Origin of the sequence: Xanthomonas citri pv. mangiferaeindicae (genome assembly GCA_002240395.1) — a bacterium.
Taxonomy (GTDB): domain Bacteria; phylum Pseudomonadota; class Gammaproteobacteria; order Xanthomonadales; family Xanthomonadaceae; genus Luteimonas; species Luteimonas citri_A.
On sequence record CP016836.1, the window covers coordinates 1116810 to 1141815 of the forward strand.

Here is a 25006-nt window from a genome sequence, read left to right on the forward strand (position 1 = left end):
TTGGACGGCGGGGCAGCGCCCCGCCGTCTTCGCCGCGCCGCTCACAGCTTTTTCGCACGCCGGCTGATGGGCGGCGACGCGATAAGAGGCATCGCGTTGTAGCGCAATGCGCTCGCCATGCACCATGCTGCGATGCAGCCTGAGGGAGCACTGCACGATGGTCCGACCGTTCCAGCACCTTGTTTACCTGAGCCTCGGCCTGGCCGCCACCACTCTGGTGGCCGCCTGCCCCCCGCATCCGCAACGGCCGCATGAAGTCGTCGTGGCCCCGGCCCTGATGCCCGCGCCTGCCCGGCTCGTCGCCGGCGACGGCGGCTTCGATCTCAGCGCGGCTACACCGCTGCATGCCGACGGCCTGGCCGGGCAACAGGCAGCGCGCCGGTTCGCCGCGCTGGCCGCCAAGTCCAACGGTCTGCGCCTGGCCGCGCCCGCAGCCGGCGGCCCGGCGCCCGGCGCGATCGCGTTCGTGCTCGATCCGGCGGTCTCGCCCGAGGCGCCCGAAGGCTATGCGCTGGAGATCGCGCAGGACGGCATCGTGGTGCGCGCCGCCGATGCGCGCGGTCTGTTCCATGGTGCGACGACGCTGTGGCAGTTGGTCGCGCAGGCCCAGGGCGAGGCGATGACACTGCCGGCGCTGCGCATTGAGGATGCCCCGCGCTTTGGCTGGCGCGGGCTCATGCTCGATTCGGCCCGGCATTTCCAGAGCGTCGACGAGATCAAGCACGTGCTCGACGCGATGGCGATGCACAAGCTCAACGTCTTCCATTGGCACCTGACCGACGACCAGGGCTGGCGCATCGAGATCAAGCGCTATCCGCGCCTGGCCGAGGTCGGCGGGTGCCGCATTCCGGCCGGCGATGGCGGCATCGATCCTGCGACCGGCGCGCCGGTGCCCTACTGCGGCTACTACACCCGGGACCAGATCCGCGAGGTCGTGGCCTATGCCGCGACGCTGCATATCGAGGTCGTGCCGGAGATCAACGGCCCCGGGCACGCCCAGGCTGCGGTCGCGGCCTATCCCGAGCTCGGCGTGCTCGACACGCCGGTCCCGGTACTCGCCGAATGGGGCGTCAACCGCACGCTGTTCAATGTCGAGGAGTCGACCTTCACGTTTCTGGAGAACGTGCTGGCCGAGGTGGTCACGCTGTTCCCGGGCCGCTATGTGCATGTCGGCGGCGACGAAGCGGTCAAGGACCAGTGGCAGGCGTCGCCGCGGGTGCAACAGCGCATGCGCGAACTCGGCGTGCGCGACGAGGCGCAGTTGCAGAGCCATTTCATCGGCCGGATGGAGCGCTACCTGTCCACGCATGGTCGGCGCCTGATTGGTTGGGACGAGATCCTCGAAGGCGGCCTGCCGCCGGAGGCGACGGTCATGTCGTGGCGCGGGATCGAGGGCGGCATCGCCGCTGCCGCGCTCGGCCACGACGTCGTCATGAGCCCGTCTTCGGACCTGTACCTGGATTACCTGCAGACCGACGCGCCCGACGAGCCGCCGGGCCGGCCGTCGATGGTCACGCTCGAGCAGGTCTACCGGTTCGAGCCGGTGCCCGCCGCGCTGCCGGCCGCGCAACGCCATCACATTCTCGGCGTGCAGGCGAACATGTGGACCGAGCACACGCGCAGCTTCGCGCGCCTGCAGCACAACTTGTTCCCGCGCATGGCGGCGCTGGCCGAGACCGCCTGGTCGCCGGTGGAAGCCCGCGACTACGCGGATTTTTTGGCGCGCCTGCCGGTGCAGTTGCAGCGCTACCGCGCGATGGACATCGCCTACGCGCAAACGCCGTTCCAGGCGCTGGCCACGATCGACGGCGACCGCCGCGACGGCAGCGCGCGGGCGACATTGCGCAATCCGCTCGGCTACCCGATCCACTACACCCTCGATGGCCGCGCGCCGGATGCCGGCTCGCCGCGCTACACCGCACCGCTCGATCTGCGCCTGCCGGTGCAGCTGCGCGCGGCCGCGTTCGCCGCCGACGGCACGTCGCTGGCGCCGGCCACGACCCATGCGGTCGATGCGACCTCGCTGCTGACCCGCCGCAACGCCGAGCTGGCGGTCTGCCCCGATATCGGGCGCCTGCTGCTGCGGCTCGAGGACGACGGTCCGCTGACCGGCGAGCGCGCGATCTTCAACGTGACGATCTTCCACCCCTGCTGGCTGTGGCCGGCGGCGGACCTGGGCGATATCGATCGGTTGACGGTCCGCGCCGGACGCATGCCCTATGCGTTCCAGCTGGCCCACGACGAACCGCAGCGCACCTTCCTGCCGGCGCGCACCGCGCACGGCGAGCTGCAGGTCCAGGGCGAGGGCTGCGCCGGTCCGGTGCTGGCGACGGTGCCGTTGCCGGCGGCGCCCGATGCCGATGGCTTCGTCAGTCTCGACGTGCCGCTCGATACCGGCGCGCTGGGCACACGACGCGCGACCGATCTGTGCTTGCGCTTCACCGGCGACACCCGGCCGACGATGTGGGTGTTGGACGCGGTCACGCTGCAGCCGCGTTGACGACGCGCGGCGGGCGCCTGGACTACCGGCGTCCGCCGTCGATGCGCAGCAGCAGGTCGCGCAGTGGCGTGAGCCGGGTCGCCAGGCCCGCGATCACACCCAGCGTGTTGGCCAATGCATCGGCCGGGTCCTGCATGCGGGTCTGGGTCAGCGCGCCCTGCGCGAATTCCAGCCCGATTCCCAGCAGCACCAGGCCCAGGCCGGCACCGAGCAGCGAGGGCCAGCGCGCGTAGAGCTGCACCGCCGCTGCCGCCAGGGCCGCATAGGCGAGGACATGTCCGAGCTTGTCGCCATCGGGCACGTCGGGCATCGGCACCGAGGGCACCAGCGACAGCACCACGACTGTCGCGATCGCCGCGATCCACAGCCCGCACCACAGCCGAGGCCGGCGCAGCGGCTTGAGCGCGCTGCGTCGCACGCGAGGCCCCGCGGCGCGGCTCACAGCCGGTGGCTCAGATCGCCGACGAGGAACGCGTGCTCGAAGTCGACATCGCGGGCAAAGCCAATCGCCTGGAACGCCTCGCCCATGCCGCCGGGCAACGTCAGCTTCTTGACCTGCTGGCGCAGGGCGTAGCGCGCGGCTTCGTCGGCGGCCTGGGCTTCTTGCGCGGCCAGCCGCGCATCCAGGCGATTGCCCAGCAGCAACGAGGCCTGGGTGCAGTAACCGGCGAATTCGAAGCCGGCCCCGGTGCCCGCCTCGGCCAGCGCGGTGAAGTCGACCGAGGCGGTCAGGTCCTGCAGGCCCGGCAGCGCGAGCAAATCCGGCGACACCCGGTGACGGTGGAAAGCGCGCAGGGTGCCGTCGCTGCGGTCGTCGCGGTAGTACTCGCTGCGCGGATAGCCGTAGTCGACGAACAGCATCGCGCCGCGTCGCAGGCCGCCGGCCACCGCCTGTACCCAGTAGGGCAGTTGCGGCAGCAGTTCGGAGCGGTAGCCCTCGGGCAGCGGCGCGCCGCGCTGGCGCTCGATATGCCGCACCGCCGGCGCCAGCAGCGCATCGGCCGGGCGCAGCGCGGTCGCAAAGCCACCATCGTCGGCGACGATGACGTACTCCTCGTGCACCTCGCCGCCCTGCATCGCGAACCGCGGCGTGGGCAGCGCATCGACGACCTCGTTGGCGAACAGCACACCGTTCCAGTCGTCGGGCATCGGGCCATCGAGCCAGTGCACGCGCGCGAACAGCGCGGCCGGCAACTGCGCGGCCAGATGCGCGCGCTGGCGCTCGCGCAGGTCCGCGCTGGGCTCGAGGATCGCGTAGCGGGCCGGCACCGCGTCGAGCGCGGCCAGGTGCGCGAGCGCATCGGCGGCGAACGCGCCGCTGCCGCCGCCGACCTCCAGCATCTGGGCGTCGCCGCCGATCTCGCGCAGCACCGGCGCGATCGCCTCGGCGATGCATTCGGCGAACAGACTGCCGAGCTCGGGCGCGGTGACGAAGTCGCCGGCCGCGCCGAACTTGGTCGCACCGGCGCTGTAGTAGCCCAGGCCCGGCGCGTACAACGCCAGTTCCATGAACTTCCAGAACGGGATCGCGCCGCCGGCCTCGGCGATCAGCGTGCGAATCGCCGCACGCAGGCGTTCGCTGTGGGCCAGGGCATCGTCAGAGATAGGGGGAGCGGACATAAGTGGGGCTTGGCGGTCACAATGCACAGCATACCGAGCCTGCTGCACGCGGGCTGTCAGGAGCCCGCATGGACACCCCACGCCCCGTCGTGCTGATCACCGGCGCCGCGCGCCGCCTCGGCGCCGCGATCGCCCGTCATCTGCATGCACAGGGCCACGACGTCGCACTGCATTGCCACGCCTCGCGCGCCGATGCCGACGCGTTGGCGGCCACGCTCGAGGCCGAGCGCCCGGGCAGCGCCGCCGTGCTGCAGGCCGACCTGGCCGATGCCGACGCCACCGCCGCGCTCGTCGCCGCGACGGTGGCCCGGTTTGGCCGGCTCGATGCCTTGGTCAACAACGCCGCGGCCTTTGCGCCAGCGCCGCTGGAGGACAGCGACGCGGCCGCATTCGATGCGCTGATGGCAGTCAACGCCCGCGCGCCGTTCCTGCTCGCACGCGCCGCCGCGCCGCACTTGCGCCGCGCCAGCGGCGCGATCGTCAACATCGTCGACCTCTATGCCGAACGCCCGCGCGCCGACCTGGTCGCCTATGCGGCGTCGAAGGCAGCGCTGCTCGGGCTGACCCGGGGCCTCGCGGTCGCGCTGGCGCCGCAGGTGCGGGTCAACGCGGTGGCACCGGGCGCGATCCTGTGGCCGGAGGACGGCGGCGATCCCGAGCTGCGGGCGCGCATTCTCGAGGCGACCCCACTGCGCCGGCAGGGCCGGGTCGAGGACATCGCCGAGGCGGTCGGCTGGCTGTTGCGCGGCGCCGGCTTCAGCACCGGTGAGGTGCTCCACGTCGACGGCGGCCGCATGCTGTGAACCGGCCCGGTCTGCGCACGCTGCTGTCGGTGTTGCTGGGCGCAGCGGCCTGGCTGCTGGCGGGCCTGGCCATGGCGGCGCCGCTGGTCGCGCTCGATGGCCGCTGGCAGGCCACGGACGCACTGCCGGCGCAGGCCTTCGACCCGCAGCGCGGACTGACGCTGCCCCGCGCGGACGCCGGCCACACGGTGCAGCTGTGGCCGCGCGACGGCCAATGGCCGACCGGCCCCTGGGTGCTGGAGGTCCGGCAGGCGGCGCTGCAGCACGTGACCCTGGCCTGGCCGCCGGGCCAGCCGCAGACCCGCGCGCAGACGATCCTGGTGCCGGGACAATGGCCGGGGCACGGCCGCCTGGGATTCCACATCGTGGCGCCGCCGCCCGACGGCGGTCCGCTGACACTGCACGTCGACGCTCATGGCAGCATGCCCGGCACACTGCTGTGGTCGGTGGTGTCGGACAGCGACTACCTGCAACGCGATGCGCGCTGGTTGGCGATCGCGAGCGCGTGCCTGGCGACGATGCTGGCAATGGCGGTGATGGCGGCCTTCTTCGCTTGGCGGCTGCGCGATGCGACCTTCGCGTTCTATGCGGTCTATGTGGTGGCGTTCGCGCTGGTGATGGCGCTGCAGACCGGCTACACCGTGCATCCGCTCGGCCAGCAATGGCTGGGCGAGGCCACCCGCTTCTGGGGGCGGCTGGCGACCGCGACCGCGATCGTCGCCGCGATCCTGTTCCTCGACCGCTTCGCCGACCTGCCACGCCTGCTGCCGCGCGGCCGGCGCTGGCTGCGCGGCTATGCCGCGGTGGTCGCGTTGTGCGCAGTGCCGGCGTTGCTGCCGCTGCCCGCGCTCGAGGCGCTCGGCCGCACACTGATCAACCCGCTGCTGGCGCTGGGCGCGCCGCTGTTGCTGGGCGCCGCCGCACTCGCCGCGCGCCGCGGCTCGCGACTGGCCGGCGTGTTCCTGATCGGCTGGACGCCGCTGCTGCTGGTCACCGCGCTGTCGAGCCTTGGGCTTGGCGAGCGGATCGGCATCGCCTGGGACGACGGCCTGGCGGCGCTGGCGACTGGCGCGTTCGAAGCGCTGGTGCTGGCACTGGGCCTGGCCGAGCGCAGCGCGGGATTGCGCGGCGAGCGCGACCTGGCGTTGCAGGAGGCGCATACCGACGGCCTGACCGGCCTGCTCAACCGGCGCAGCTGGGACTCGCGCTTGCAGGCGCTGCTGAGTGCGACGCCCGGCCCGCTGACGGTGATGTTCCTGGATCTGGATCACTTCAAGCGCATCAACGATGCGCTGGGCCATTCGGCCGGCGACCGCTGCCTGCGCGAAGTCGCGCGCGCGTTGCGGCTCGAACTCGACCCGGCCTGGCCGGTCGCACGCTACGGCGGCGAGGAATTCGTCGTCGCCCTGCCCGACACCGACTCGGCGACCGCGGTGCGGGTGGCCGAGCGCATTCGCACGCGCTTTCGTACCGCATTGGCCGACTTCGACGCATTGCGCCCGACAGTCAGCATCGGCGTGGCCACCCATCAGGCTGGCGAGGATGCCGACACCCTGCTGCGACGGGCCGACCACGCGCTGTACGAGGCCAAGCAGGCCGGCCGCGACCGCGTGCAGCTGGCGCGTTGAGCGCGGCGTGCGGGCGCTACCGCACCATGCCGCCGTCCCGCTCGACCAGCTTGGCCAGCGGGTGCGCCGCCACGCAGGCGCGCACCGCGGCCTGCAGCGCCGGCAGACCGGCGAACAGCGACGGCTCGGCGAACGCACGGCGCACCGCGACCTCGAGACCATCGAGATCGCGCAGCCACAGCGCAGCGCCGGCGTGCTGCAAGCGCGCGGCATGGTCAAACTGGTCGTAGTCCTGCGGGCAGACGATCGCTGGGCGCGCGTCGGCCAGGCAGCGATAGAGGATGCCGGCGCCGCCGTGATGCACGACGAGGTCGTAACGTCCGACCCAGCGCGCATAGTCGACGTGGGCGAGCCGCTGGTAGTTGCCGCTGCGTTCGTGATGGCCGGCCGCGACATCGCCGTCGGTGAAATGGAATTCCAGCTCGGGCATCGCCGCGGCCAGCGCGCGCAACCGCGCATCGAACGCATCCTTGGCCCAGCGCAGATGCGTGCCGAGGGTCACCAGCACATACCGGCGGCCGGCGACGAACACCGGCGCCGCACGCGGCGGCAGCCACGGCGTGTCGCGGCCACTGGCCGGCAACCGCGGCCCGACGAAGCGCAACGCCGCCGGCCAGGTACACGGGAACTCAAGCGCCGCGATGCCGAGCGCCAGAATCCGCTCGGGCGAGTAGACCGCTTCGCTGCCATCGCTGCGATACAGCTGCGGCAGACCGAGCGCGCGCATGCGCCTGCGGTGCAGCCGGTGCACGCCGCGCTTGAAGCCACGCACCGCCCGGCGCGCCAGCGCCTGCCGCAGCCGCGCGCCGGCCTGCGTCGCTGGCAGCAGTCCCCCCATATAGGCCGGCGGCCCGTCGGGGGTCTCAACCACGCAGGGCGATGGCAGGCTGGTCCACCAACGGATACCCAGCGCCTGCGCAACAGTGCCGGCGACCGGCACGGTGAAATCGGCGATCAGCAGGTCCGGCGGTGCCTGCGCGTATGCCGCGTGCAGCGCGTGCGCAAAGCGCTCCATGACCCCGAGCGCATCACGCAGCTGGCGATGCATGCGCAGCGGATGGTTGCGCACCGCATGGCGCGGGTCGGAGATCGCATCGAGCACGCGCTCGGCGTCGGCATTGAGCAACGGCACGCCGACAAGTCCGGCGCGTGCGACCTGCGCCATCGCCGACGGCGTCGACAGGACCCGCACCGCGTGCCGCGGCGCAAGCTCGCACGCGATCGCCAGGATCGGATGCAGATGACCGCTGTAGGGCGGCGCGATCAGGTCGATGCGCATGGTGTCGCCGCGACGAAGTCCGCGCACAGCGCCAGCACTTCGGGCCTACGCAGGTAGTCGAGATGGCCGCCGCCGACCGGCAGCGCGGGCCCGCGCCAACCCAGGCGCGAGATCCAGTCGCCGCGCCCACGCACGCACAGCAGCCGGGCCACATCCGGCGCGCGGCGCGCGACTGGCCCATAGGCGAACACGTGCAGCCGTGCGGCGAGCCCCGCCGGCAACCGCAGGTTGGCCAGTAGTTCGAGCCCGCAACTGCCGGCCAGCACCACCACTGCGCCGTCGCCGTCCAGCGCCGCGGCCACTGCCGCGCCATGGCGCCGGGCGAACGCAGGACGACGCGCACCGAGGTAGTCGCCGGCATTACGCAGCGCCGCCAGCGGTAACGGCACCGTGGCGTGCCCGGCGCGCAGCGCGGCGTAAGGAAAATTGCACGCGAGCAGGTCGCGACCCGGTGCGCGCAGCGCATCGAGAAAAGCCGCCTGTTGCGGGCTGAGTGCACAGCGCGTCCGGTCGCTGCGACCGGTCAGGAACGCGATGCGCACGCGCCCGCCGCCGGCATCAGGCGGCATGGAACCGGCCATCGGCCTGCACGCGGTAGCGCCGGCTGCGCCAGCGCACCGTGCGCACGCAGGTGGCGTGCAACAGGTGCAATGGCTGCGCCAACTCGGCCAGCAGCGACAGCAGTGGCCGCGTCGCAGACGACACCCCGAGCGCTCGCTGCAATGCCCAGGGTGCCCAGGCCCGCAGCGCAAGTACACCCGCAACCGCCCCAGCACCCGCCAACTCGGGGCGCCAGGCTAGCGCCATGAGCATCGCCCACAGCAACAGTGGCGGCAGCCCCTGCAGCAGCACGATCGCCGCCCGTGTGCACGGCGGTTGGCGGCGCAGCAGCAAGGTGGCGAACAGCATCCAGCGGTGCATCTGCCGCACGTAATGCGCCGCGCCATCGAGGCTGGTGCGCACCACAACCGGTGCGATCGTCTGCGCGATGCGACCGCCGTGCGCGCGGACGTGATCGGCCATCGCCAGGTCGTCGGCCAGCGCATGGCGCAGCGGCGAAAAGCCGCCGATCGCGCGCAGGCGCTCGGTGCGCAGCACGTAGCACATGCCGTTGATCGACACCGGCGGCGCCCAGGCCAGCGGTGCGAGATAAGTCAGTGCGGCGTTGTCGTTGACGAAGCGTGCGAGCAGGCGACCGGGCCAGCGCTCGCCATCGTCGCGGTAACCAGGCAGTGCGGTCGCCAGGTCGGCCGTATCGAGCGCGGCGACCAGGCGTGCGAGCGCATCGGCCGACAGCGTGGCGTCATCATCGAGCACCAGGCAGACCGGCGCTTCGACCCACGGCAACGCCGCTTCGAGCTTGAAGGTCTTGGGATTGCAGCCGTCGGGCGCCGGCGGCAACACACACACATCGATCGCAGCGCCCGGCTGCGCTGCGCGTACGGCGGCGACCGCCGCATGCGCGTGCGCATCGTCGGCATCGAGCAGCCAGTGGAAGCGCGCCTGCGGCAACGCGCGCAGGGTCTCGCCAAGTACCTCGCCCAGCCGGGGGTCGCCGCCGAGGATCGGCTGCAGCACGGCGACATCCTCCATCCGCCGCGCCGACGAGGGCACCGGCCGTGCACGCTGGCGCCGCAGCTCGCGCCAGGCGCTGGCGCTGCGCAGCGCCAGCAGTACGGCGTAGGCGCACGCGCAGACGACCGTGGCGCTCACTGCGTCCACTGCGCGCGCTGCCAGGCAACGAAGGCGTCGATGCCCTCGGCCAACGACACGCTCGGCGGCCCCAGGTCGGCGAGCATGCGCGCTGGATCGAAGGTCTTGGAATAGGCGAACACACCGACGCCGAAGCGCGTGATCGGCGGCTCGCCGCGCAGCCGCAGGCCACGCCACAGCCATTCGGCCACCGTGGCCGCACGCAGCGCTGTGCCGATACGCACGCGTCGCGTCGGCGGCGGCAGGTCCAACCGCGCCAGCACGTCGAGCAACAGCGCCTGCAGGTCCACCGGCTCGGCATTGGTCAGGTTGTAGCTCTCGGCCGGACGCGGCATCGTCGCGATCCGCAGCAGGTAGTCCGACAGCGTGTCGATCTGCACCAGATCGCCGATGACCGGTCGATCCTGGCCGACGAACCGCGGCAGCGCGCCGCGCCGGGCCGCCTCGAGGATGCGCGGGAACAGCACCGTGTCGCCGACGCCGAACACCGCGCGGGGCCGCACCACGACATGCTCGCCGGGGTAGGCGCGCACCAGTTGCTCGCCGGCGTACTTGGTCTGCGCGTAGCGGTTGACGAAGTCCGGCCCGATCGGGCTGTCCTCGCGCAGGCCGAGCTGATGGGCCTCGCGGTAGAACACCGAACTCGATGACAGATAGATCAGCCGCGGCAGGCCCTGGCGCTTGCAGAAGTCGATGACGTGCGCGGTCGCGTCGACGTTCTGCGCCTGGTACTGCGCACGCGTGCCCCAGGGCGATGACCGCGCGGCGGCATGGATCACCACGTCCGGACGGAACGGCAGGTCGAACGGCCGACTCAGGTCGCAGCGCACATAGCCCGGTAGGTCGGTCGCGCGGCGCCCGGTTCCCCACAGCGTCAGGTCGTCGCGCGCGGCGTGACGGCGCAGGAAGGCGCCGCCGACAAAGCCCGACGCACCGGTCATCAGGATGCGCATGCGCCAGCCTCCGGTCGAGGCGCAGACGTCTGCGCGCGGTAATGGTTCAGGCTCGCCTGGCAATGCGAGGGCACGATCGCCACGTCCGGCGCCTCGCGTGCCAGCGTGTGCAACCGCGCGAGCGTGTGCGTATAGGCCGGCCAATTGTGGGTCACCAGCCGCGCCGGCCATGCCGGCAACCGGCGCTCGCGGAACGCCAGGTGCGACCAGCAGGCATCGGCGCACAGCAGCACCGCGCGGTCGTGCGCATCGCGCAGGCACAGGCCCAGTTGTCGCGGCGCATGGCCCGGCAACGCGACCGCGAACAGGCTGCCGTCGCCGAACAGGTCGTGGCCCTCGCCCAGCGCCTGCCAGGGCGCGGGCAGCGGCCTGGCGACAGCGTCGTCGGCATGGTGCCGGCGTGCATCGAAGTCCGGCGGCAGCAAGGCCGGCAGCCAACCGTTGCGCAGCCCGCGCAGCCGCGGCATCGCGCGCAGGGTGTCGAGGTCCTCGCGCATGCACACGAAGCGGGCATTGGGCAGGTCGCGCAGGCCGGCGATGTGGTCGGCGTGGAAATGCGAGATCAGGCACCAGCGGATGTCGGCCGGGCGCAGCCCATGTGCGGCGAGCTGCGCTTCCAGGCGCTGCTCGGCCGGCAGCGCGACCGGCGTGGCCCAGCGGTAGAGACGTTCGGGCAGCCGCGCAGTCGCGTCCAGGAACCGCGGCGCGTAGCCGGTGTCGTAAAGAATCGCGCCTTCGCGCGGATGCACGATCAGCGCGACCATCGACGGAAACGCGACGCTGGCCCAGCGTCCGCCGGCGAGCGTCACCCGCTCGCAGTGCCGGCACTGCCCGACGTCGAACAGGGTCAGAGCGAGGCGCACGTCAGTACCGCAGCACCGCGCCGCCCAGCGACAGCCCGGCGCCGGTGCCCAGCAGCAGGCAGGTCTGGCCGCGTTGCAGCCGGCGCTCCACGATCGCGTGGTGCAACGCATGCGGCAGCGAGGCCGCGACCTGGTTGCCGTGCTCGGCGAGGATCCGCACCACACGCGCTTCGGGCAGCCGCAACGCACGCACGATCCGGTCCAGGCCGCCGCCGGAGGCCTGGTGCGGCACGACGCAGTCGATCGCGTCCAGGCCGACGTCGGCCGACGCCAGCAGGCGTTCGAGCAGGCGCGGCAGCCGGCGCCCCGCCAACCGGAACGTCGCCGGGCCGTCCATCTCGAAGCGGTAGACGTCCGCGTCGATGTCGCGATGCGCCGGATCGCCGGGCGCGACGCGTGTGCCGCCGCCGCGGATCCGGCAGGCGTCGGCGCTGTCGGCATAGGTCTCCATCCGCCAGGCCAGCAGCGCCGAGTCCTCACCCGGCGCCGCGGCGCCCAGCACCAGCGCGGCGGCGCCGTCGCCGAACAGCGGCGCGGTCAGCGGGTCGTCGGCGCGCAGCCCACGCGAGGGCAGCTCGCTGGCCACGGCCAACACGCGGCGGTAGCGGCCGCTGGCGATGCCGGCCGCGACCAGGTCCAGCGCGACCAGAAAGCCCAGGCAGGTCGCGTTGACATCGAAGGCTGGGATGCCCGAGTCGCCGAGGCCGAGCGCACGTTGGACCAATGCGGCCTGGCACGGGATCGGCTGTTCCATGACCGCGCAGGTGGAGACGATTGCGTCCAGTGCGTCGCCGTCGATGCCGGCCGCCGACAGCGCCGCCTGCGCGGCGCGTGCCGCCATCGCCGATGCGGTCTCGCCGTCATCGGCCACGCCGCGCCAGGCCACGCCGGTCGCCGCCTCGCTGGCGCCGGGCGCCAGACCGAGCTGAGTGTCGAAGTCGCTGGACGGCACCCGCCGCACCGGGTGGTGACAGCCGCTGCCCAGGATCCGCAGTGCGAGACCTGCGGCCTGCATCAGGCCAGGCATGCGGACAGCGCGTCGATGCGCGCGAATGTCGTGTCGTGGTCGGGATGGGCGGCCCACAGCTGCGCGAGCGTGCGGCCATCGACCGGGTGGCGCAGGTCGGGCGCGATCTCGGCCAGCGGCTTGAGCACAAAGGCATGGCGCAGTTCGTCGCGCGGGATGCGCAGATTCCCGGCGCCCGTCAGCACCCGGTCGTCGTAGAGCACGATGTCGATGTCCAGCGTACGGTCGCTGTAGCGCGGGCCGCTGCGATCACGCCCATGCGCGTCCTCGAGCGCGTGCAGCCAGGCGTTGAGTGCGTCGGGCGACAGGTCGGTCTCGATCGTCGCGGCCGCATTGAGGAAATCGGCGCCGTCGTAGCCCACCGCCGGAAAGCGGTAGGTCTGCGACACGACAAGCGCGGGGAAGCGGGCGCGCAACGCGTCCACCGCGGCGCGCAGATGACGTTCGGGATCGAGGTTGCTGCCGAGGCTCAGGCAGGCGATGGCCATGGTGCGCTCCTGTGGGGAGCGCCATGATCGCGCATCGCCCGCCCGCGGTCAGCGGGGGCGCGCATCCTCCAGCGCCGGCGCCGCACCCGCAGGGCCGTCGACGGCGGGCTCACCTTGCAGGCGGACCTCCATCGGCGCGTCGCTGCGGGCCTGGAACACCCGCAGGTCGAACTCGGGCAGGATCGCCAGCAGATGATCGAAGATGTCCGACTGGATGCCCTCGTAGACGGCCCAGCGGGTGTCGGCGGTGAAGCAGTAGATCTCCAGTGGCAGGCCTGTCTCGGTGGGCTGGAGCTGGCGCACCAGCAAGGTCAGCTCCTGATTGATGCCGGCATGGTGGCGCAGGTAGTGCTCGACGTAGGCGCGGAAGGTGCCCAGATTGGTGACCCGGCGGTGGTTCACCGGCTCGGCGCCGCGCGCGGCCAATGCGGTGTTCCAGTCCGACAGCTCCTGGTCCTTGCGGTCGAGATAGGCGTCGAGCAGGACGAAACGGCGGAAGCGCGCGATCTCGTCGGCCGCCAGGAACCGCACGCTGCGCTGATCGAGATACAGCGCGCGCTTGATCCGGCGCCCACCGCCCTCCGACATCGGCCGCCAGTTCTTGAACGCGTCGCTGACCAGCTTCTTGGTCGGCACCGTGGTCACGGTGCGGTCCCAGTTGCGCACCGTGATGGTGTGCAGGGCGATGTCGATCACGTCGCCGTCGGCATTCTGGCTCGGCATCTCGATCCAGTCGCCGATGCGCACACGACCGTCGTTGCTGATCTGCACGCTGGCCACCAGCGACAGGATGGTGTCCTGGAAGATCAGCATCAGCACCGCGGTCATCGCGCCCAGGCCGGTGACGATGTGCAGGAACTTCGCACCGATCAGCGTGGCGATCACCGAGATGCCGACCAGCACGAACATCACGATCTTGGCGACCTGCAGGTAGCCCTTGATCGGCTTGTTGTGCGCGTCGGGGCGGCGCTCGTAGTTGCGGTTGACCACGTCGAGCGCGCGCGAGATGGCCAGCGCGATCGTCACCACGACGAAGATCTGGCACAGCCGCTCGACGATCAGCACCAGTTGCGGCGGCAGGTCGGGCACGACCGCGATGCCGGCCGAGATCACCAGCGCCGGCACGATGTTGGCCAGCCGCGGGATCACGCGCAGGCGTACCTGCCGGTCGTGCTGCGCGCCGCCCAGCGACGTGCGCCGCAATACGCTGCCCAGGCCGCGCAGCAGGATGCGCTTGGTGATGAAGTTCGCCAGCCATGCCAGCAAGCACAGGGCAGCCAGCACGATCGCGCTGTAGGCCCAGGGATAGGGTGCCAGCAGGTCGCTGAGTCGTTCGAGATGGGGCTGCATCGTGCGGGAATCTCCTGTTGCGGCCGCATGGCTGCGGCGGCGCCAGGACCCGCGGATCAGTCCTGGCGACTGCGTTCGATGATCACGCCGACCGCGCGTGCACCACGCACCGCACCCGGCTTGCTGAGCTTCAATCGTACCCAACCGACATTGAACTCATCGATCACGAGCGCCGCGCAACGCTCGGCCAGCGTCTCGACCAGGCCGAATTCCGACGCCCCCACATAGTCGATCAGCCGTTTGCTGACGGCCTTGTAGTCGAGCGTATGCGCGATGTCGTCGCTCGCTGCAGGCACGCGGTTGTCGAACGCCATTTCGACATCGAACACCAGCGGCTGGCGGATGCGCCGCTCCCAGTCGTAGATGCCGATCAACGCCTCGATCTCGAGGCCTTCGATGAAGACTTTGTCCATGGGTCGGGCGGAGTGATCCGTGGGATAGAAGAAGTGAAGCGTCACAACGGGCGACAGCTTAGCGATTGTCGCGTCGCTGGGGCGCGACGCTCGCCATCATCCGACGTCTCGCATCACCATCACGAAGCACGGCGCGCCAACGGCGGCAGCTGCGCCATGTCCCACCTCGGCACTACGCGCACCGCTGCGTCGCCGTGCTGGCCGGCCTGCAGACGCAAAGCGCCGGCGAAGGCGATCATCGCGCCGTTGTCGGTGCACAGCGCCGGGCGCGGGAAGCACACCCGACCGCCACGACGCGTGGCATCGGCCTGCAGCTTCTCGCGCAGGCGCAGATTCGCACCGACGCCGCCGGCCACCACCAGCGTGGTGCATCCGGTCGCGTCGAGCGCGCGCGCGCATTTGATCGCCAAGGTGTCGACGACCGCATCCTCGAAGCCGCGCGCGATGTCGGCGCGGGTCGACGCGCTGCGATCGCTGTTCTGCCAAGCCAGCAGCACCTGGGTTTTCAGACCGCTGAAGCTGAAGTCCAGGCCGGGCCGGTCGGTCATCGGCCGCGAGAAGCGGAACGCGCCGGGCGTTCCGGTCTGCGCCAGCGCGGCCAGTTGCGGGCCGCCGGGATACGGCAGGCCCATCAGCTTGGCGGTCTTGTCGAAGGCCTCGCCTGCGGCGTCGTCCAGGGTCTCGCCGAGCAGCCGGTAGGCGCCGATCGCATCGACCGCGACCAACTGCGTATGTCCGCCCGAGACCAGCAGCGCGACGAACGGCGGCGCCGGGGCGTCGTCCTCCATCAGCGGCGCCAGCAGATGGCCTTCCATGTGGTGCACGCCGATCGCCGGCACGTCGAGCGCCCAGGCCAGCGAACGCGCGACGCCCGCACCGACCAGCAGCGCCCCCACCAGGCCGGGGCCGGCGGTGTAGGCGACGCCGTCGAGCGCCTCGACCTCGAGCCCGGCCTCGGCCAGGGTCTGGCGGATCAGCGGCAGCAGCTTGCGCACATGGTCGCGGCTGGCCAGTTCCGGCACGACGCCACCGTACTGCGCATGCAGCGCGATCTGGCTGTAGACCGCGTGCGCACGCAGCCCGGCGGCACCGCCCAGGGCGGTGTCGTAGACGGCGACGCCGGTCTCGTCGCAGGAGGTTTCGATGCCGAGGACGTTCATGGTGCGCAGGACTGCCGGGAAGCGGACGGAGGACGCGGGCGCCTCGCAGCGCCCGTCGGGGGGCGGCTTGCGTCAGCTGCCGTGTCCTGGCTATGATACGCGGCTCGCCGGGAGCAGACCCTCGGCAGACCCGAATTCGTCAGATTCGATCCGGCCTTCGACGGTCGGGTGCCCAGATCCCCGGAGATTCCATGCCTAGCGTCAAAGTCCGCGAAAACGAGCCCTTCGAGTTTGCGCTGCGCCGTTTCAAGCGCACCTGCGAGAAGGCCGGCGTGCTCGCCGAAACCCGCAAGCGCGAGTTCTACGAGAAGCCGACCCAGGAGCGCAAGCGCAAGGCCGCTGCGGCCGTGAAGCGTCAGGCGCGTCGCGTCTCGCGCGACGTCACCAAGCGCCAGCGCCTGTACTGATCGATCCGCGTCGGGCACCGCCTGGCGCGATCGTGTCCTGACGCAAGAGCCGGCCGCGCATATGCGCTGCCGGCTTTTTGTCGTCCCTCGTTCCCGGACCCGGCCGCACACGGCAGGCGCCGGCACCCGTCGCAGGTCCCCCTGCCCGTTCGTCACCGAAGAACCGCCATGACCCTCAAACAGCAACTCACCGAAGACATGAAGGCCGCGATGAAGGGCGGCGACAAGCACAGCCTGGGCGTGATCCGCCTGGTCAACGCCGCGATCAAGCAGCGCGAAGTCGACGAACGCATCGAGCTCGACGACGCCGCGGTGCTCGCCGTGCTGGAGAAGATGGTCAAGCAGCGCAAGGATTCGGTGACCCAGTACGCCGGCGCCGGACGCGAGGACCTGGCCCAGATCGAGCGCGACGAGATCGCGGTCATCGAGCGCTATCTGCCCGAGAAGCTCGGCGAGGCCGAGATCATCGCCGCGATCGAGGCGGCGAAGGCCCAGACCGGCGCCAGCAGCCCGGCCGACATCGGCAAGCTGATGGGCGTGCTCAAGCCGCAGCTGGCCGGCAAGGCCGACATGGGCGAGGTCTCGCGCCTGGTCAAGCAGTCGCTGGGCTGAGGCCCGGCTGGCGGGCCGCCCACGGCCCCGCCCCCACCCGCCGCGCTATGCGCGTCGACCTCCCCGCGCGCGGGGGAGGTGAGCGGCGCGGATCCCTTCCCAGGTCGCGGCGATCCGACCTCCTCCACACGTGGGGAGGTGATTCCTCGCGCCTTCCGCACTTGGACGCGTGGTCGCTCATCGCGATCGGAGCTTGCTCTCCACATGCAGGGCGAGGTCGTGTTCGCAGCGATGCGCATCTGCTCCCTCCCCCGCCTGCGGGGAGGGCCGGGGTGGGGGCCGCCGATCGCGACCGCGTCAGCGACGCTGCAGCCAGGTCGTCGGATTGACCGGCTTGCCGTTCTGGCGCAATTCGAAGTACAGGCCACTGCGGCCCTGGCCGCCGGAGTTACCGACGCTGGCGATGGTGTCGCCGCGTTTCACCGCATCGCCGGTCTTGCGCAGCAAGGCGTCGTTGTGCGCGTACAGGCTCATGTAGCCGTTGCCGTGGTCGACGATCAGCAGCATGCCGTAACCGGTCATCCACTCGGCGAACACGACGGTACCGTCGGCGACAGCCTTGACGGGGGTGCCCGCGGCCGCGCCGATCAGCACGCCGTTGCTGCTGCTGCCGTCGGGCAGCCTGCCGCCGAAGGCGGTCAGCAGCGCGCCACTGATCGGCCAGCCCAGGCCGCCGACCTGCGGCGCCGGGGCGCGGGCGACCTGCGGCCGTGGCCGGGACGGCGCACGGGTGCCGCTCCCGCTCTGCCGGGCTTCGCGGGCCTCCCGCGCCTCGCGCTCGCGCGCCGCAGCGGCCGCCGCGCGCCGTTCGGCCTCGGCCCGACGTGCGGCCGCGCGCAGCTGCGCCAGTACGCGCTCGAGCGCGCGAGCATCCTGGCCCAGGGCCTTTTCACGAGCGCTGCGATCGTTGAACTTCGCATCCAGCCCTTTGACTGCGTCGGCGCGCTTGCTGCGATCGGCCTCGACCTGCGCCAGCCGTGCCCGCTGCTCGGCGTGCGCGGCTTCGAGCGCGGCGCGGCGATCCTGGATCGCCGCCTCCATGCCGTCGAGCTCGGTCATTTCGGCCCGCAGCTCTGCGATGCGCTCGCTGCGCTGCTGCTGCAGGTAGCGGTGATAGACCAGCAGGCGGCCGGCGTCGGCAACCCGGTCCTGCGCCAGCATCAGCTTGAGCGCGGCCTCGTCGCCGATGGTGTAGGCCGCCCGCAGCAAGGTCGCCAACTCGGCGCGACGCTGCTCGACGGTGGCGATGAGGGTCTGGCGGCGCGCCTGCAGGCGCTCGAGCTCGGCCTGCTCGGCCGCGAGCTTGATCCGGGTTTCGCGCAGCGCGGTGGTCGATGCCGCAACCTGTTCGTCGGCCTGGCGCAGCTCGCGTGCGGCGGCGCCGCGCTGGCCCTCGAGGCGACGGCGCTCGGCGGCAACGTCACGCAGCTCCTTGCGCACCCGCTCCAGGCGGCGTTCGGTCTCGCGACTGTTCTGGGCCGCGACCTCGAGCACCGGCAGCGCCGCGGCCAGCAGCGCGGTCAGCAGCAGCGCGGCGCCGGTCGCAGTCGCCCTGCCGGTCATGGTCAGCCGTCGGCCTGCAGCAGGCTGCGGCCGGTCATCTCGGCCGGCACCGGCAGGCCCAGCAGGTCGAGGATCGTCGGCGCCAGGTCGCGCAGCGCTCCACCCCGGCGCAGCGGGCCGGGCCGGCTGCCGACGTAGACCAGATCGACTGGGCCGACCGTGTGTGCGGTGTGCGGCTCGCCGGTCTCGGGGTCGCGCATCATCTCGACGTTGCCGTGGTCGGCCGTGACCAGCAGTTCGCCGCCCTTCGCACGCACGATCTCGACGATCTCGCCGACCGCGCGGTCGACGGTCTCCACCGCCTTGATCGCCGCCTCGAGCACGCCGGTGTGCCCGACCATGTCGGGGTTGGCGAAGTTGCAGATCACGACATCGAAGCGCTCGTCGCGCACTGCCTGCACCAGTTGCGCGCAGACCTCGGGCGCGCTCATCTCCGGCTGCAGATCGTAGGTCGCGACCTTGGGGCTGGGCACCAGGATGCGCTCCTCGCCCGGGAACGGCGCCTCGCGGCCGCCGCTGAGGAAGAACGTGACGTGCGCGTACTTCTCGGTCTCGGCGATGCGCAGCTGGGTCAGCCCTTGGGCGCCGAGCACTTCGCCCAGCGTGTTGGGCAGATCGTCGGGCGCGAAGGCCAGCGGTGCGGGCAGCCGCGCGTCGTACTCGGTCAGGCAGACGAAGCGCGACAGCGCTGGGCGCCGCGCCTGGAACCCGGCGAAGGCCGGATCGACGAACGCTGCGGTGAGCTGGCGGGCGCGGTCGGCGCGGAAGTTCATGAACACCACGGCATCGCCGTCGGCCATCGGCACCGCGCCGTCGATGACGGTCGGACGCACGAATTCGTCGTTCTCGTCGCGCGCATAGGCAGCCTGCAGGGCTGCGACTGCGTCGGGCGCGCGGTACGGCGAGGCCGCTTCGACGATCGCGTCCCAGGCCTGGCGCACGCGCTCCCAGCGCTGGTCGCGGTCCATCGCGTAGTAGCGGCCCGACACGCTGGCAACGTGCGCGTTGCCCAAGGCTGCGCAGCGCTCGTGCAGCGCGCGCAGGCTCGGTTCGGCCGAACGCGGCGGCATGTCGCGGCCATCGGTGAACGCGTGCACGGCCACGCGCGCCACGCCGCGGCGATGCGCCAGTTCGAGCATCGCGAACAGGTGCGCCTCGTGGCTGTGGACGCCGCCGGGCGAGAGCAGGCCCATCACGTGCAGCGTGCCGCCGTTGGCGCGCACCGCGTCGCAGGCCGCGCCCAACTCGGCGTTGGCGAAGAAACTGCCGTCCTCGATCGCGGCATCGATGCGGGTCAGGTCCTGATAGACGACCCGGCCGGCACCGATGTTCATGTGGCCGACCTCCGAGTTGCCCATTTGCCCGTCCGGCAGGCCGACGTGGCGACCCTCGGTATGGATCAGCGTGCTCGGATGCGCGGCGAGCAGACCGCGCCAGGTCGGAATGTTCGCGAGCGCGAGCGCGTTGTCGCGCGGGTCGTCGCGGTGTCCCCAGCCGTCGAGGATCAGCAGGACGACGGGGCGCGGACGGGAGGCGGGAGTGGCATGCGGCACGACGAACGGCCCAGTGACCAAAGACAGATGCGATTGTACCGACACGACGGCAAGCTACGGTCGACGGCGGGCTCCGCCCGCTCCGCCCTTCCTCGAGGTCTGCCATGTCCGCTGCCCGTCCGCACCGCCCCGCCCGCGCATTGCTCGCGTTCGCCCTCGCCCTGTCTGCCGGCGCGGCGTGCGCTCAGGCCGACGTTTCGAAGGTCAACGGCGGGATCACCGCCGAGGCCGGCCAGGCCTACGGCGACCTGTCGACAGTCAACGGCGGCATCCGCATCGGCGACGGCGTCCGCGCCAAGGACGTGGAGACCGTCAATGGCGGCATCCGCGGCGACGATGACATCGAGGCCGGCACAGTGGAAACGGTCAACGGTGGCATCACCCTCGGCGCACGGGCGCGCACCCGCAGCCTGACCACCGTCAACGGCGGCGTCCGGCTGGGGCAGGACGCGCAGATCGCCGGCAGCATCGAAAGCGTCAGCGGCGGCGTGTTCGTCGATCGCGGCGGACGGGTCGACGGCAATGTGGTCACCGTCAACGGCGCGATCGGCCTGGTCGGCACCGAGGTGACTGGCGACGTGAAGACGGTCAATGGCGATGTCACCATCGGCGCTGCCTCGAAGGTGCGCGGTGGCCTGACGGTCGACAAGCCGTCCTCGAACTGGTTCCCGGTCACGATCAACCGCCGCAGCCCGCGGGTGATCATCGGCCCCAACGCGGTGATCGAAGGCCCGCTGACGTTCAAGCGCGAAGTCACGCTGTACGTCCACAACAGCGCGCGCACCGGCCCGATCAGCGGCGCCACCGCGATCGCCTACGACGGCGCGCAAGCCCCCAAGGACTGAACGGGCCTGCGCGCATCGGCAGCTGAACGCCCGTATAGTGCGGCGTCCCAGCTTGCAGGAGTGATCACCAGATGCGCAGACCCCACTTGATGCTGGCCCTGCCGGCCGCGCTCGCGCTTGCGGCATGCGGCGCCCAGGACAAGGCGGCCGACACCGCAGCGACGTCCCCCACGCCCGACGCCGCACATACGTTCTCGCCCGAGATCACCGGTGCGGACTTCGGCGAACTGGTCAAGACGCTGGCTTCCGATGAATTCGAGGGTCGCGCGCCGGGCACCGTCGGCGAAGACCGCACGGTCGAGTACATCAGCGCCCAGTTCCAGCGCATCGGTCTGCAGCCGGGCGGCGACAACGACAGCTGGTACCAGACCGTGCCGATGGTCGAGACCACGGCCGACGAGTCGACTGTGCTCAAGCTCACCACCGCCAAGGGCGCGCGCGACCTGGCGTTCGGCCGCGACATGGTGCTGGGCACGCGCACCGGCAAGCCGCAGATCGAAGTCGCCGACAGCGAATTGGTGTTCGTCGGTTACGGCGTCGACGCGCCCGAGCAGAACTGGAACGACTACGCCGGCCTCGACGTCAAGGGCAAGACCGTGGTCATCCTGGTCAACGATCCGGGCTTCCACGCCCAGGATGCGTCGCTGTTCGAAGGCGAGCGCATGACCTACTACGGCCGCTGGACCTACAAGTTCGAGGAAGCCGCGCGCAAGGGCGCGGCCGCCGCACTGATCGTGCATGACACCGCCGGTGCGTCCTATGGCTGGGACGTGGTCAAGAACTCGTGGTCGGGCGCGCAGTTCGACCTGCGCCCGCAGGACGATCCCGAGCCGCGCCTGCCGGCGCAGGGCTGGATCACCGGTGATGTCGCCCGCGCCCTGTTCGCCGACGCCGGCCTCGACCTCGATGCGCAGATCCAGGCCGCCAACCAGCGCGGCTTCAAGCCGGTGCCGCTGAACGCCAAGGTGTCGTTCGACCTCAAGAGCACGGTGGCCGAGAAGAGCTCGCGCAACGTCGTGGGCATCCTGCCCGGGACCGAAGCGCCGAACGAGGCGATCCTCTATCTCGCCCACTGGGACCACCTGGGCAAGCATGAGGGCGGGCAATCCGATAACGGCGAGGACACGATCTACAACGGTGCGATCGACAACGCCACCGGCGTGGCCGGCATCATCGAGATCGCCGAGAAATTCGCCACTGCCGAGCCCAAGCCGAAGCGCTCGCTGGTGTTTCTGGCGGTCACGCTCGAGGAATCGGGCCTGCTGGGCAGCAAGTACTACGTCGCCCAGCCGAGCATCGACCTGGCGCAGACGGTCGGCGTGATCAACCTCGACGCGATGAGCGTCGCCGGCCCCTCGCGCGACTTCGTCGTCACCGGCAAGGGCAGCTCGGAGCTGGAGGACATCCTGCAGACCTACGCCGGCCAGCAGAACCGCACGCTGGTCGAGGAAGGCAATCCGGCCGGCGGTTACTACTTCCGCTCCGACCACTTCAACTTCGCCAAGGCCGGCGTGCCCGCGCTCTATGCCAAGGGCGGCAACGACCTGATCGAAGGCGGCGTCGCTGCCGGCAAGGCAGCCAGCGACGACTACGCCACGCGCTATCACCAGCCCGGCGACGAGTACAACCCGGACTGGAACCTCGACGGCGTCGTGCAGGACCTCGAGGCGCTGTACGGCGTCGGCCGCACGCTCGCCGACGGCGACCGCTGGCCGAACTGGTACGACGGCAATCCGTTCAAGGCCGCACGCGACGCGGCGCGCAGCGAGGTCGGCGGCGCACCGTAACCACGCTATGCCGGCCTGGATGGCCGGCCCATTGCGACACCTGCGAAGGGCGGCGGCGACGCCGCCCTTCGTACAGGCGAGGACCGCCCGATGCCTGCACGCCCCACGACACCCGCCGCGCCGGACCCGGCCCACCCGCCCGGGCCGCCGCCCGCATTCCCTGTCCGAGATCCCGACCGCGCCCTGCCCGACCTCGCGCTGTTCGACTTCGACGGCACGATCACCACGCGCGAGACCTTCCCCGACCTGCTCGTCGCCGCGACGCCGCGCTGGCGGCTGATCGCCGGGCGCGCGCTGATGGCGCCGGTCGTGATCGCCTACCGGCTGGGCGGGTTGTCGGGCATCCGCACGCGCGCGGCGCTCGTGCGCTACGCCTTCTCCGGAGTACCGGCCGAGCGCGTCGCCGCAGTCGGCGCGATGCTGGCGGCCACGCGATTGCCCGCGCTGGTGCGCCCGCAGATGCAGGCGCGGATCGACTGGCATCGCGCGCGCGGCGATACCGTGGTCGTGGTCTCGGGCAATCTCGACGTGCTGCTGGCCCCTTGGTGTGCGGCCCAGGGTGTGGCGCTGCTGTGCTCGAGGCTCGAGCAGGCCGACGGCCGGCTCACCGGCCGCTATGCGGGCGCGCAGTGCGCTGGCGACGAGAAGGCCAGGCGGGTGCATGCCGCGTATCCGCGTGAGGCATTCGCGCGGGTATACGCCTACGGCGACACCGATGAGGACCTCGCGCTGCTGCGCATCGCCGACCATGCCACTTGGCGCGGCGCACCCTGGCCGGCGGCGGCATGACCCCACCGGTCCGCCTGCAGCTCTCCCGTCGTCGCGGATTCGATCTGCAGGCGCATTCGCACGCGGTCAACGGACTGCCGGCGACGGTCGTCGCGCGCCCCGGGCGCTGGGGCAATCCCTATCGGATCGGCGTCCACGGCGATCGCGCGACCTGCGTCGCCCGCTACGCCGCGCACATGGCGACCCGCGCCGACGCACTGGATCTCGCGCCGCTGCGCGGCCGCAACCTCGCCTGCTGGTGCCCGCTCGACGGCCCCTGCCATGCCGACGTCCTGCTGGCGCTGGCCAACCGCGAACAGAGGGCGCCGCACGACCGGTCCTGATCGACCGGCCGCCCGCGCGCTCAGCCGATCAGCCGCACCCGCGCGAAGTTGCGCTTGCCGACCTGTAGCACGCCTTCGAAGCCGGGGGCGAGCACGAGGCCGGCGTCCTCGACGACGGCGCCGTCGACCTTGACCGCCCGCTCCTTGAGCTTGCGATTGGCCTCCGAATTGCTCGGGGTGATGCCGGCCGCAGTGAGCAGTGCGGCGATGCGCAGGCCCTCGGTGGGCACCGCGACATCCTGCAACGGCAGCGCGGTCACATCGCCCTCACCGGTCACCGCGGCATGCCAGCCGGCGATCGCGGTCTGCGCCGCGTCGGCGTCGTGGAAGCGCGTCGCGAGCTCGCGGGCCAAGCGCAGCTTCACATCGCGCGGGTTCAGCGCGCCGGCCTCGACCTCGGCGCGGAGCCGGACGGCTTCGTCGATGCCGATCTCCAGGCTCAACAGCTCGATCCAGTTCCACATCAGCGCGTCGCCGATCTTCATCGTCTTGTTGACGATGTCGATCGCCGGGTCGGTCACACCGATGTAGTTGCCCAGCGACTTGGACATCTTGGCCACGCCGTCCAGACCGACGAGCAGTGGCATCGTCAACACGACCTGCGGCGCCTGACCATGATGTTCCTGCAGCGCGCGTCCCATCAGCAGGTTGAACTTCTGGTCGGTACCGCCGCATTCGACATCGGCGCGCAGCGCGACCGAGTCGTAACCCTGCACCAGCGGATAGAGAAACTCGTGGATCGCGATCGGCTGCTGGCCGGCGTAACGCTTGGCGAAGTCGTCGCGCTCGAGCATGCGCGCAACCGTATGGGTGGACGCCAGTCGGATCATGTCCGCCGCGCCCATTGCCCCGAACCATTCGGAGTTGAAGCGCACTTCGGTACGCTCGGCATCGAGCACCTTGAACACCTGCGCCTTGTAGGTCTCGGCATTCGCGAGCACGTCCTCGCGCGAGAGGGCCTTGCGTGTGGCGCTCTTGCCCGACGGATCACCGATCATTCCGGTGAAGTCGCCGATCAGGAAGATCACCGTATGGCCCAGGTCCTGGAACTGGCGCATCTTGTTGAGCAGCACCGTGTGACCCAGATGCAGGTCGGGCGCGGTCGGGTCGAAACCGGCCTTGATGCGCAACGGGCGACCGAGGGCGAGCCGGGCCTGCAGGTCATCGCGCTTGAGGATTTCGTCGCTGCCGCGTGCGATCAGGTCGAGGGCGGAAGTCTGGGACATCTGGGGAGGCGTCTCTGGGAAGACACGCCGCGTATTCACGATGTGAATACGCACGCTACAGGCGTTAACGTGTCGTTATCTGGTGAATGGAAGAAAAATTCCTG

24 protein-coding genes are annotated in these 25006 nt (G+C 71.2%); 9 read left to right on the plus strand and 15 right to left on the minus strand.

Features of this window, described 5'->3' with window-relative positions:
• Positions 1-157 precede the first annotated feature (157 nt).
• Complete coding sequence (locus BEN78_04720) at positions 158-2500, plus strand: beta-hexosaminidase (protein ASR42790.1); 2343 nt, start codon at positions 158-160, stop codon at positions 2498-2500.
• A gap of 22 nt (positions 2501-2522) precedes the next feature.
• On the opposite strand, the gene BEN78_04725 is transcribed toward BEN78_04720, so the two are convergent.
• Both BEN78_04725 and BEN78_04730 read right to left on the minus strand, forming a co-directional pair.
• Positions 2523-2918, minus strand: coding sequence for a hypothetical protein (locus BEN78_04725; protein ID ASR44916.1), 396 nt, complete (start codon positions 2916-2918; stop codon positions 2523-2525).
• Positions 2919-2938: 20 nt separating this feature from the next.
• Positions 2939-4120, minus strand: a complete 1182-nt coding sequence (locus tag BEN78_04730; GenBank protein ASR42791.1) for a hypothetical protein — start codon at positions 4118-4120, stop codon at positions 2939-2941.
• A gap of 68 nt (positions 4121-4188) precedes the next feature.
• On the opposite strand from BEN78_04730, the gene BEN78_04735 reads away from it, so the two are divergent.
• Together BEN78_04735 and BEN78_04740 are read left to right on the plus strand one after the other, a co-directional pair.
• Positions 4189-4923 carry a pteridine reductase gene (locus BEN78_04735; protein ASR42792.1) on the plus strand — a complete coding sequence of 245 codons (735 nt, stop codon included), beginning with the start codon at positions 4189-4191 and terminating at the stop codon, positions 4921-4923.
• Positions 4920-6551 carry a hypothetical protein gene (locus BEN78_04740; GenBank protein ID ASR42793.1) on the plus strand — a complete coding sequence of 544 codons (1632 nt, stop codon included), beginning with the start codon at positions 4920-4922 and terminating at the stop codon, positions 6549-6551. The genes BEN78_04735 and BEN78_04740 overlap by 4 nt, the downstream gene beginning before the upstream one ends.
• A gap of 16 nt (positions 6552-6567) precedes the next feature.
• Here BEN78_04740 and BEN78_04745 read toward each other — a convergent pair whose 3' ends face one another.
• From BEN78_04745 to BEN78_04790, 10 genes are all read right to left on the minus strand, one after another.
• Entirely contained in the window at positions 6568-7830 is a 1263-nt protein-coding gene (locus BEN78_04745; GenBank protein ASR42794.1) for a glycosyl transferase, read from the minus strand.
• Positions 7815-8411 (minus strand): hypothetical protein, encoded by a 597-nt coding sequence (locus BEN78_04750; GenBank protein ID ASR42795.1) that lies wholly within the window; start codon positions 8409-8411, stop codon positions 7815-7817. Before BEN78_04750 ends, BEN78_04745 begins: the two co-directional genes overlap by 16 nt.
• Positions 8389-9552 carry a hypothetical protein gene (locus BEN78_04755; protein ID ASR42796.1) on the minus strand — a complete coding sequence of 388 codons (1164 nt, stop codon included), beginning with the start codon at positions 9550-9552 and terminating at the stop codon, positions 8389-8391. Before BEN78_04755 ends, BEN78_04750 begins: the two co-directional genes overlap by 23 nt.
• A complete protein-coding gene (locus tag BEN78_04760) occupies positions 9540-10496 on the minus strand; it encodes an NAD(P)H steroid dehydrogenase (protein ID ASR42797.1) in 957 nt (318 codons plus the stop codon). Before BEN78_04760 ends, BEN78_04755 begins: the two co-directional genes overlap by 13 nt.
• On the minus strand, positions 10484-11359 hold the full coding sequence (locus tag BEN78_04765; protein ASR42798.1) for an MBL fold metallo-hydrolase: 876 nt from the start codon (positions 11357-11359) through the stop codon (positions 10484-10486). Before BEN78_04765 ends, BEN78_04760 begins: the two co-directional genes overlap by 13 nt.
• Position 11360: 1 nt before the next feature.
• Complete coding sequence (locus BEN78_04770; protein ASR42799.1) at positions 11361-12386, minus strand: 3-oxoacyl-ACP synthase; 1026 nt, start codon at positions 12384-12386, stop codon at positions 11361-11363.
• Positions 12374-12874 carry a 2-amino-4-hydroxy-6-hydroxymethyldihydropteridine diphosphokinase gene (locus BEN78_04775; GenBank protein ASR42800.1) on the minus strand — a complete coding sequence of 167 codons (501 nt, stop codon included), beginning with the start codon at positions 12872-12874 and terminating at the stop codon, positions 12374-12376. The genes BEN78_04770 and BEN78_04775 overlap by 13 nt, the downstream gene beginning before the upstream one ends.
• Positions 12875-12922: 48 nt before the next feature.
• Positions 12923-14224 carry a mechanosensitive ion channel protein MscS gene (locus BEN78_04780; GenBank protein ID ASR42801.1) on the minus strand — a complete coding sequence of 434 codons (1302 nt, stop codon included), beginning with the start codon at positions 14222-14224 and terminating at the stop codon, positions 12923-12925.
• A gap of 56 nt (positions 14225-14280) precedes the next feature.
• On the minus strand, positions 14281-14637 hold the full coding sequence (locus BEN78_04785) for a dihydroneopterin aldolase (protein ID ASR42802.1): 357 nt from the start codon (positions 14635-14637) through the stop codon (positions 14281-14283).
• A 119-nt stretch (positions 14638-14756) separates the two neighbouring features.
• Entirely contained in the window at positions 14757-15797 is a 1041-nt protein-coding gene (locus tag BEN78_04790) for a tRNA (adenosine(37)-N6)-threonylcarbamoyltransferase complex transferase subunit TsaD (protein ID ASR42803.1), read from the minus strand.
• 191 nt (positions 15798-15988) lie between these two features.
• On the opposite strand from BEN78_04790, the gene BEN78_04795 reads away from it, so the two are divergent.
• A complete protein-coding gene (locus BEN78_04795; protein ASR42804.1) occupies positions 15989-16204 on the plus strand; it encodes a 30S ribosomal protein S21 in 216 nt (71 codons plus the stop codon).
• Between the two features lie 168 nt (positions 16205-16372).
• Positions 16373-16816, plus strand: coding sequence for a glutamyl-tRNA amidotransferase (locus BEN78_04800; protein ID ASR42805.1), 444 nt, complete (start codon positions 16373-16375; stop codon positions 16814-16816).
• A 297-nt stretch (positions 16817-17113) separates the two neighbouring features.
• Here BEN78_04800 and BEN78_04805 read toward each other — a convergent pair whose 3' ends face one another.
• Positions 17114-18340, minus strand: coding sequence for a peptidase M23 (locus BEN78_04805; protein ASR44917.1), 1227 nt, complete (start codon positions 18338-18340; stop codon positions 17114-17116).
• 41 nt (positions 18341-18381) lie between these two features.
• On the minus strand, positions 18382-19932 hold the full coding sequence (locus BEN78_04810) for a phosphoglycerate mutase (2,3-diphosphoglycerate-independent) (protein ID ASR44918.1): 1551 nt from the start codon (positions 19930-19932) through the stop codon (positions 18382-18384).
• 104 nt (positions 19933-20036) lie between these two features.
• Between BEN78_04810 and BEN78_04815 the strand changes: the two genes are divergently transcribed.
• The 4 genes from BEN78_04815 to BEN78_04830 all read left to right on the plus strand — a co-directional run bounded on the left by BEN78_04815 (position 20037) and on the right by BEN78_04830 (position 23676).
• Positions 20037-20777 (plus strand): hypothetical protein, encoded by a 741-nt coding sequence (locus tag BEN78_04815; protein ID ASR42806.1) that lies wholly within the window; start codon positions 20037-20039, stop codon positions 20775-20777.
• A gap of 71 nt (positions 20778-20848) precedes the next feature.
• Positions 20849-22564 (plus strand): aminopeptidase, encoded by a 1716-nt coding sequence (locus BEN78_04820; GenBank protein ASR42807.1) that lies wholly within the window; start codon positions 20849-20851, stop codon positions 22562-22564.
• 183 nt (positions 22565-22747) lie between these two features.
• Complete coding sequence (locus BEN78_04825) at positions 22748-23353, plus strand: hypothetical protein (GenBank protein ID ASR44919.1); 606 nt, start codon at positions 22748-22750, stop codon at positions 23351-23353.
• The gene (locus BEN78_04830) at positions 23350-23676 is read left to right on the plus strand and encodes a hypothetical protein (GenBank protein ID ASR44920.1); all 327 of its coding nucleotides are present in this window, start codon (positions 23350-23352) and stop codon (positions 23674-23676) included. The genes BEN78_04825 and BEN78_04830 overlap by 4 nt, the downstream gene beginning before the upstream one ends.
• A 20-nt stretch (positions 23677-23696) precedes the next feature.
• On the opposite strand, the gene BEN78_04835 is transcribed toward BEN78_04830, so the two are convergent.
• On the minus strand, positions 23697-24902 hold the full coding sequence (locus tag BEN78_04835; GenBank protein ASR42808.1) for a tyrosine--tRNA ligase: 1206 nt from the start codon (positions 24900-24902) through the stop codon (positions 23697-23699).
• Positions 24903-25006: the final 104 nt, after the last annotated feature.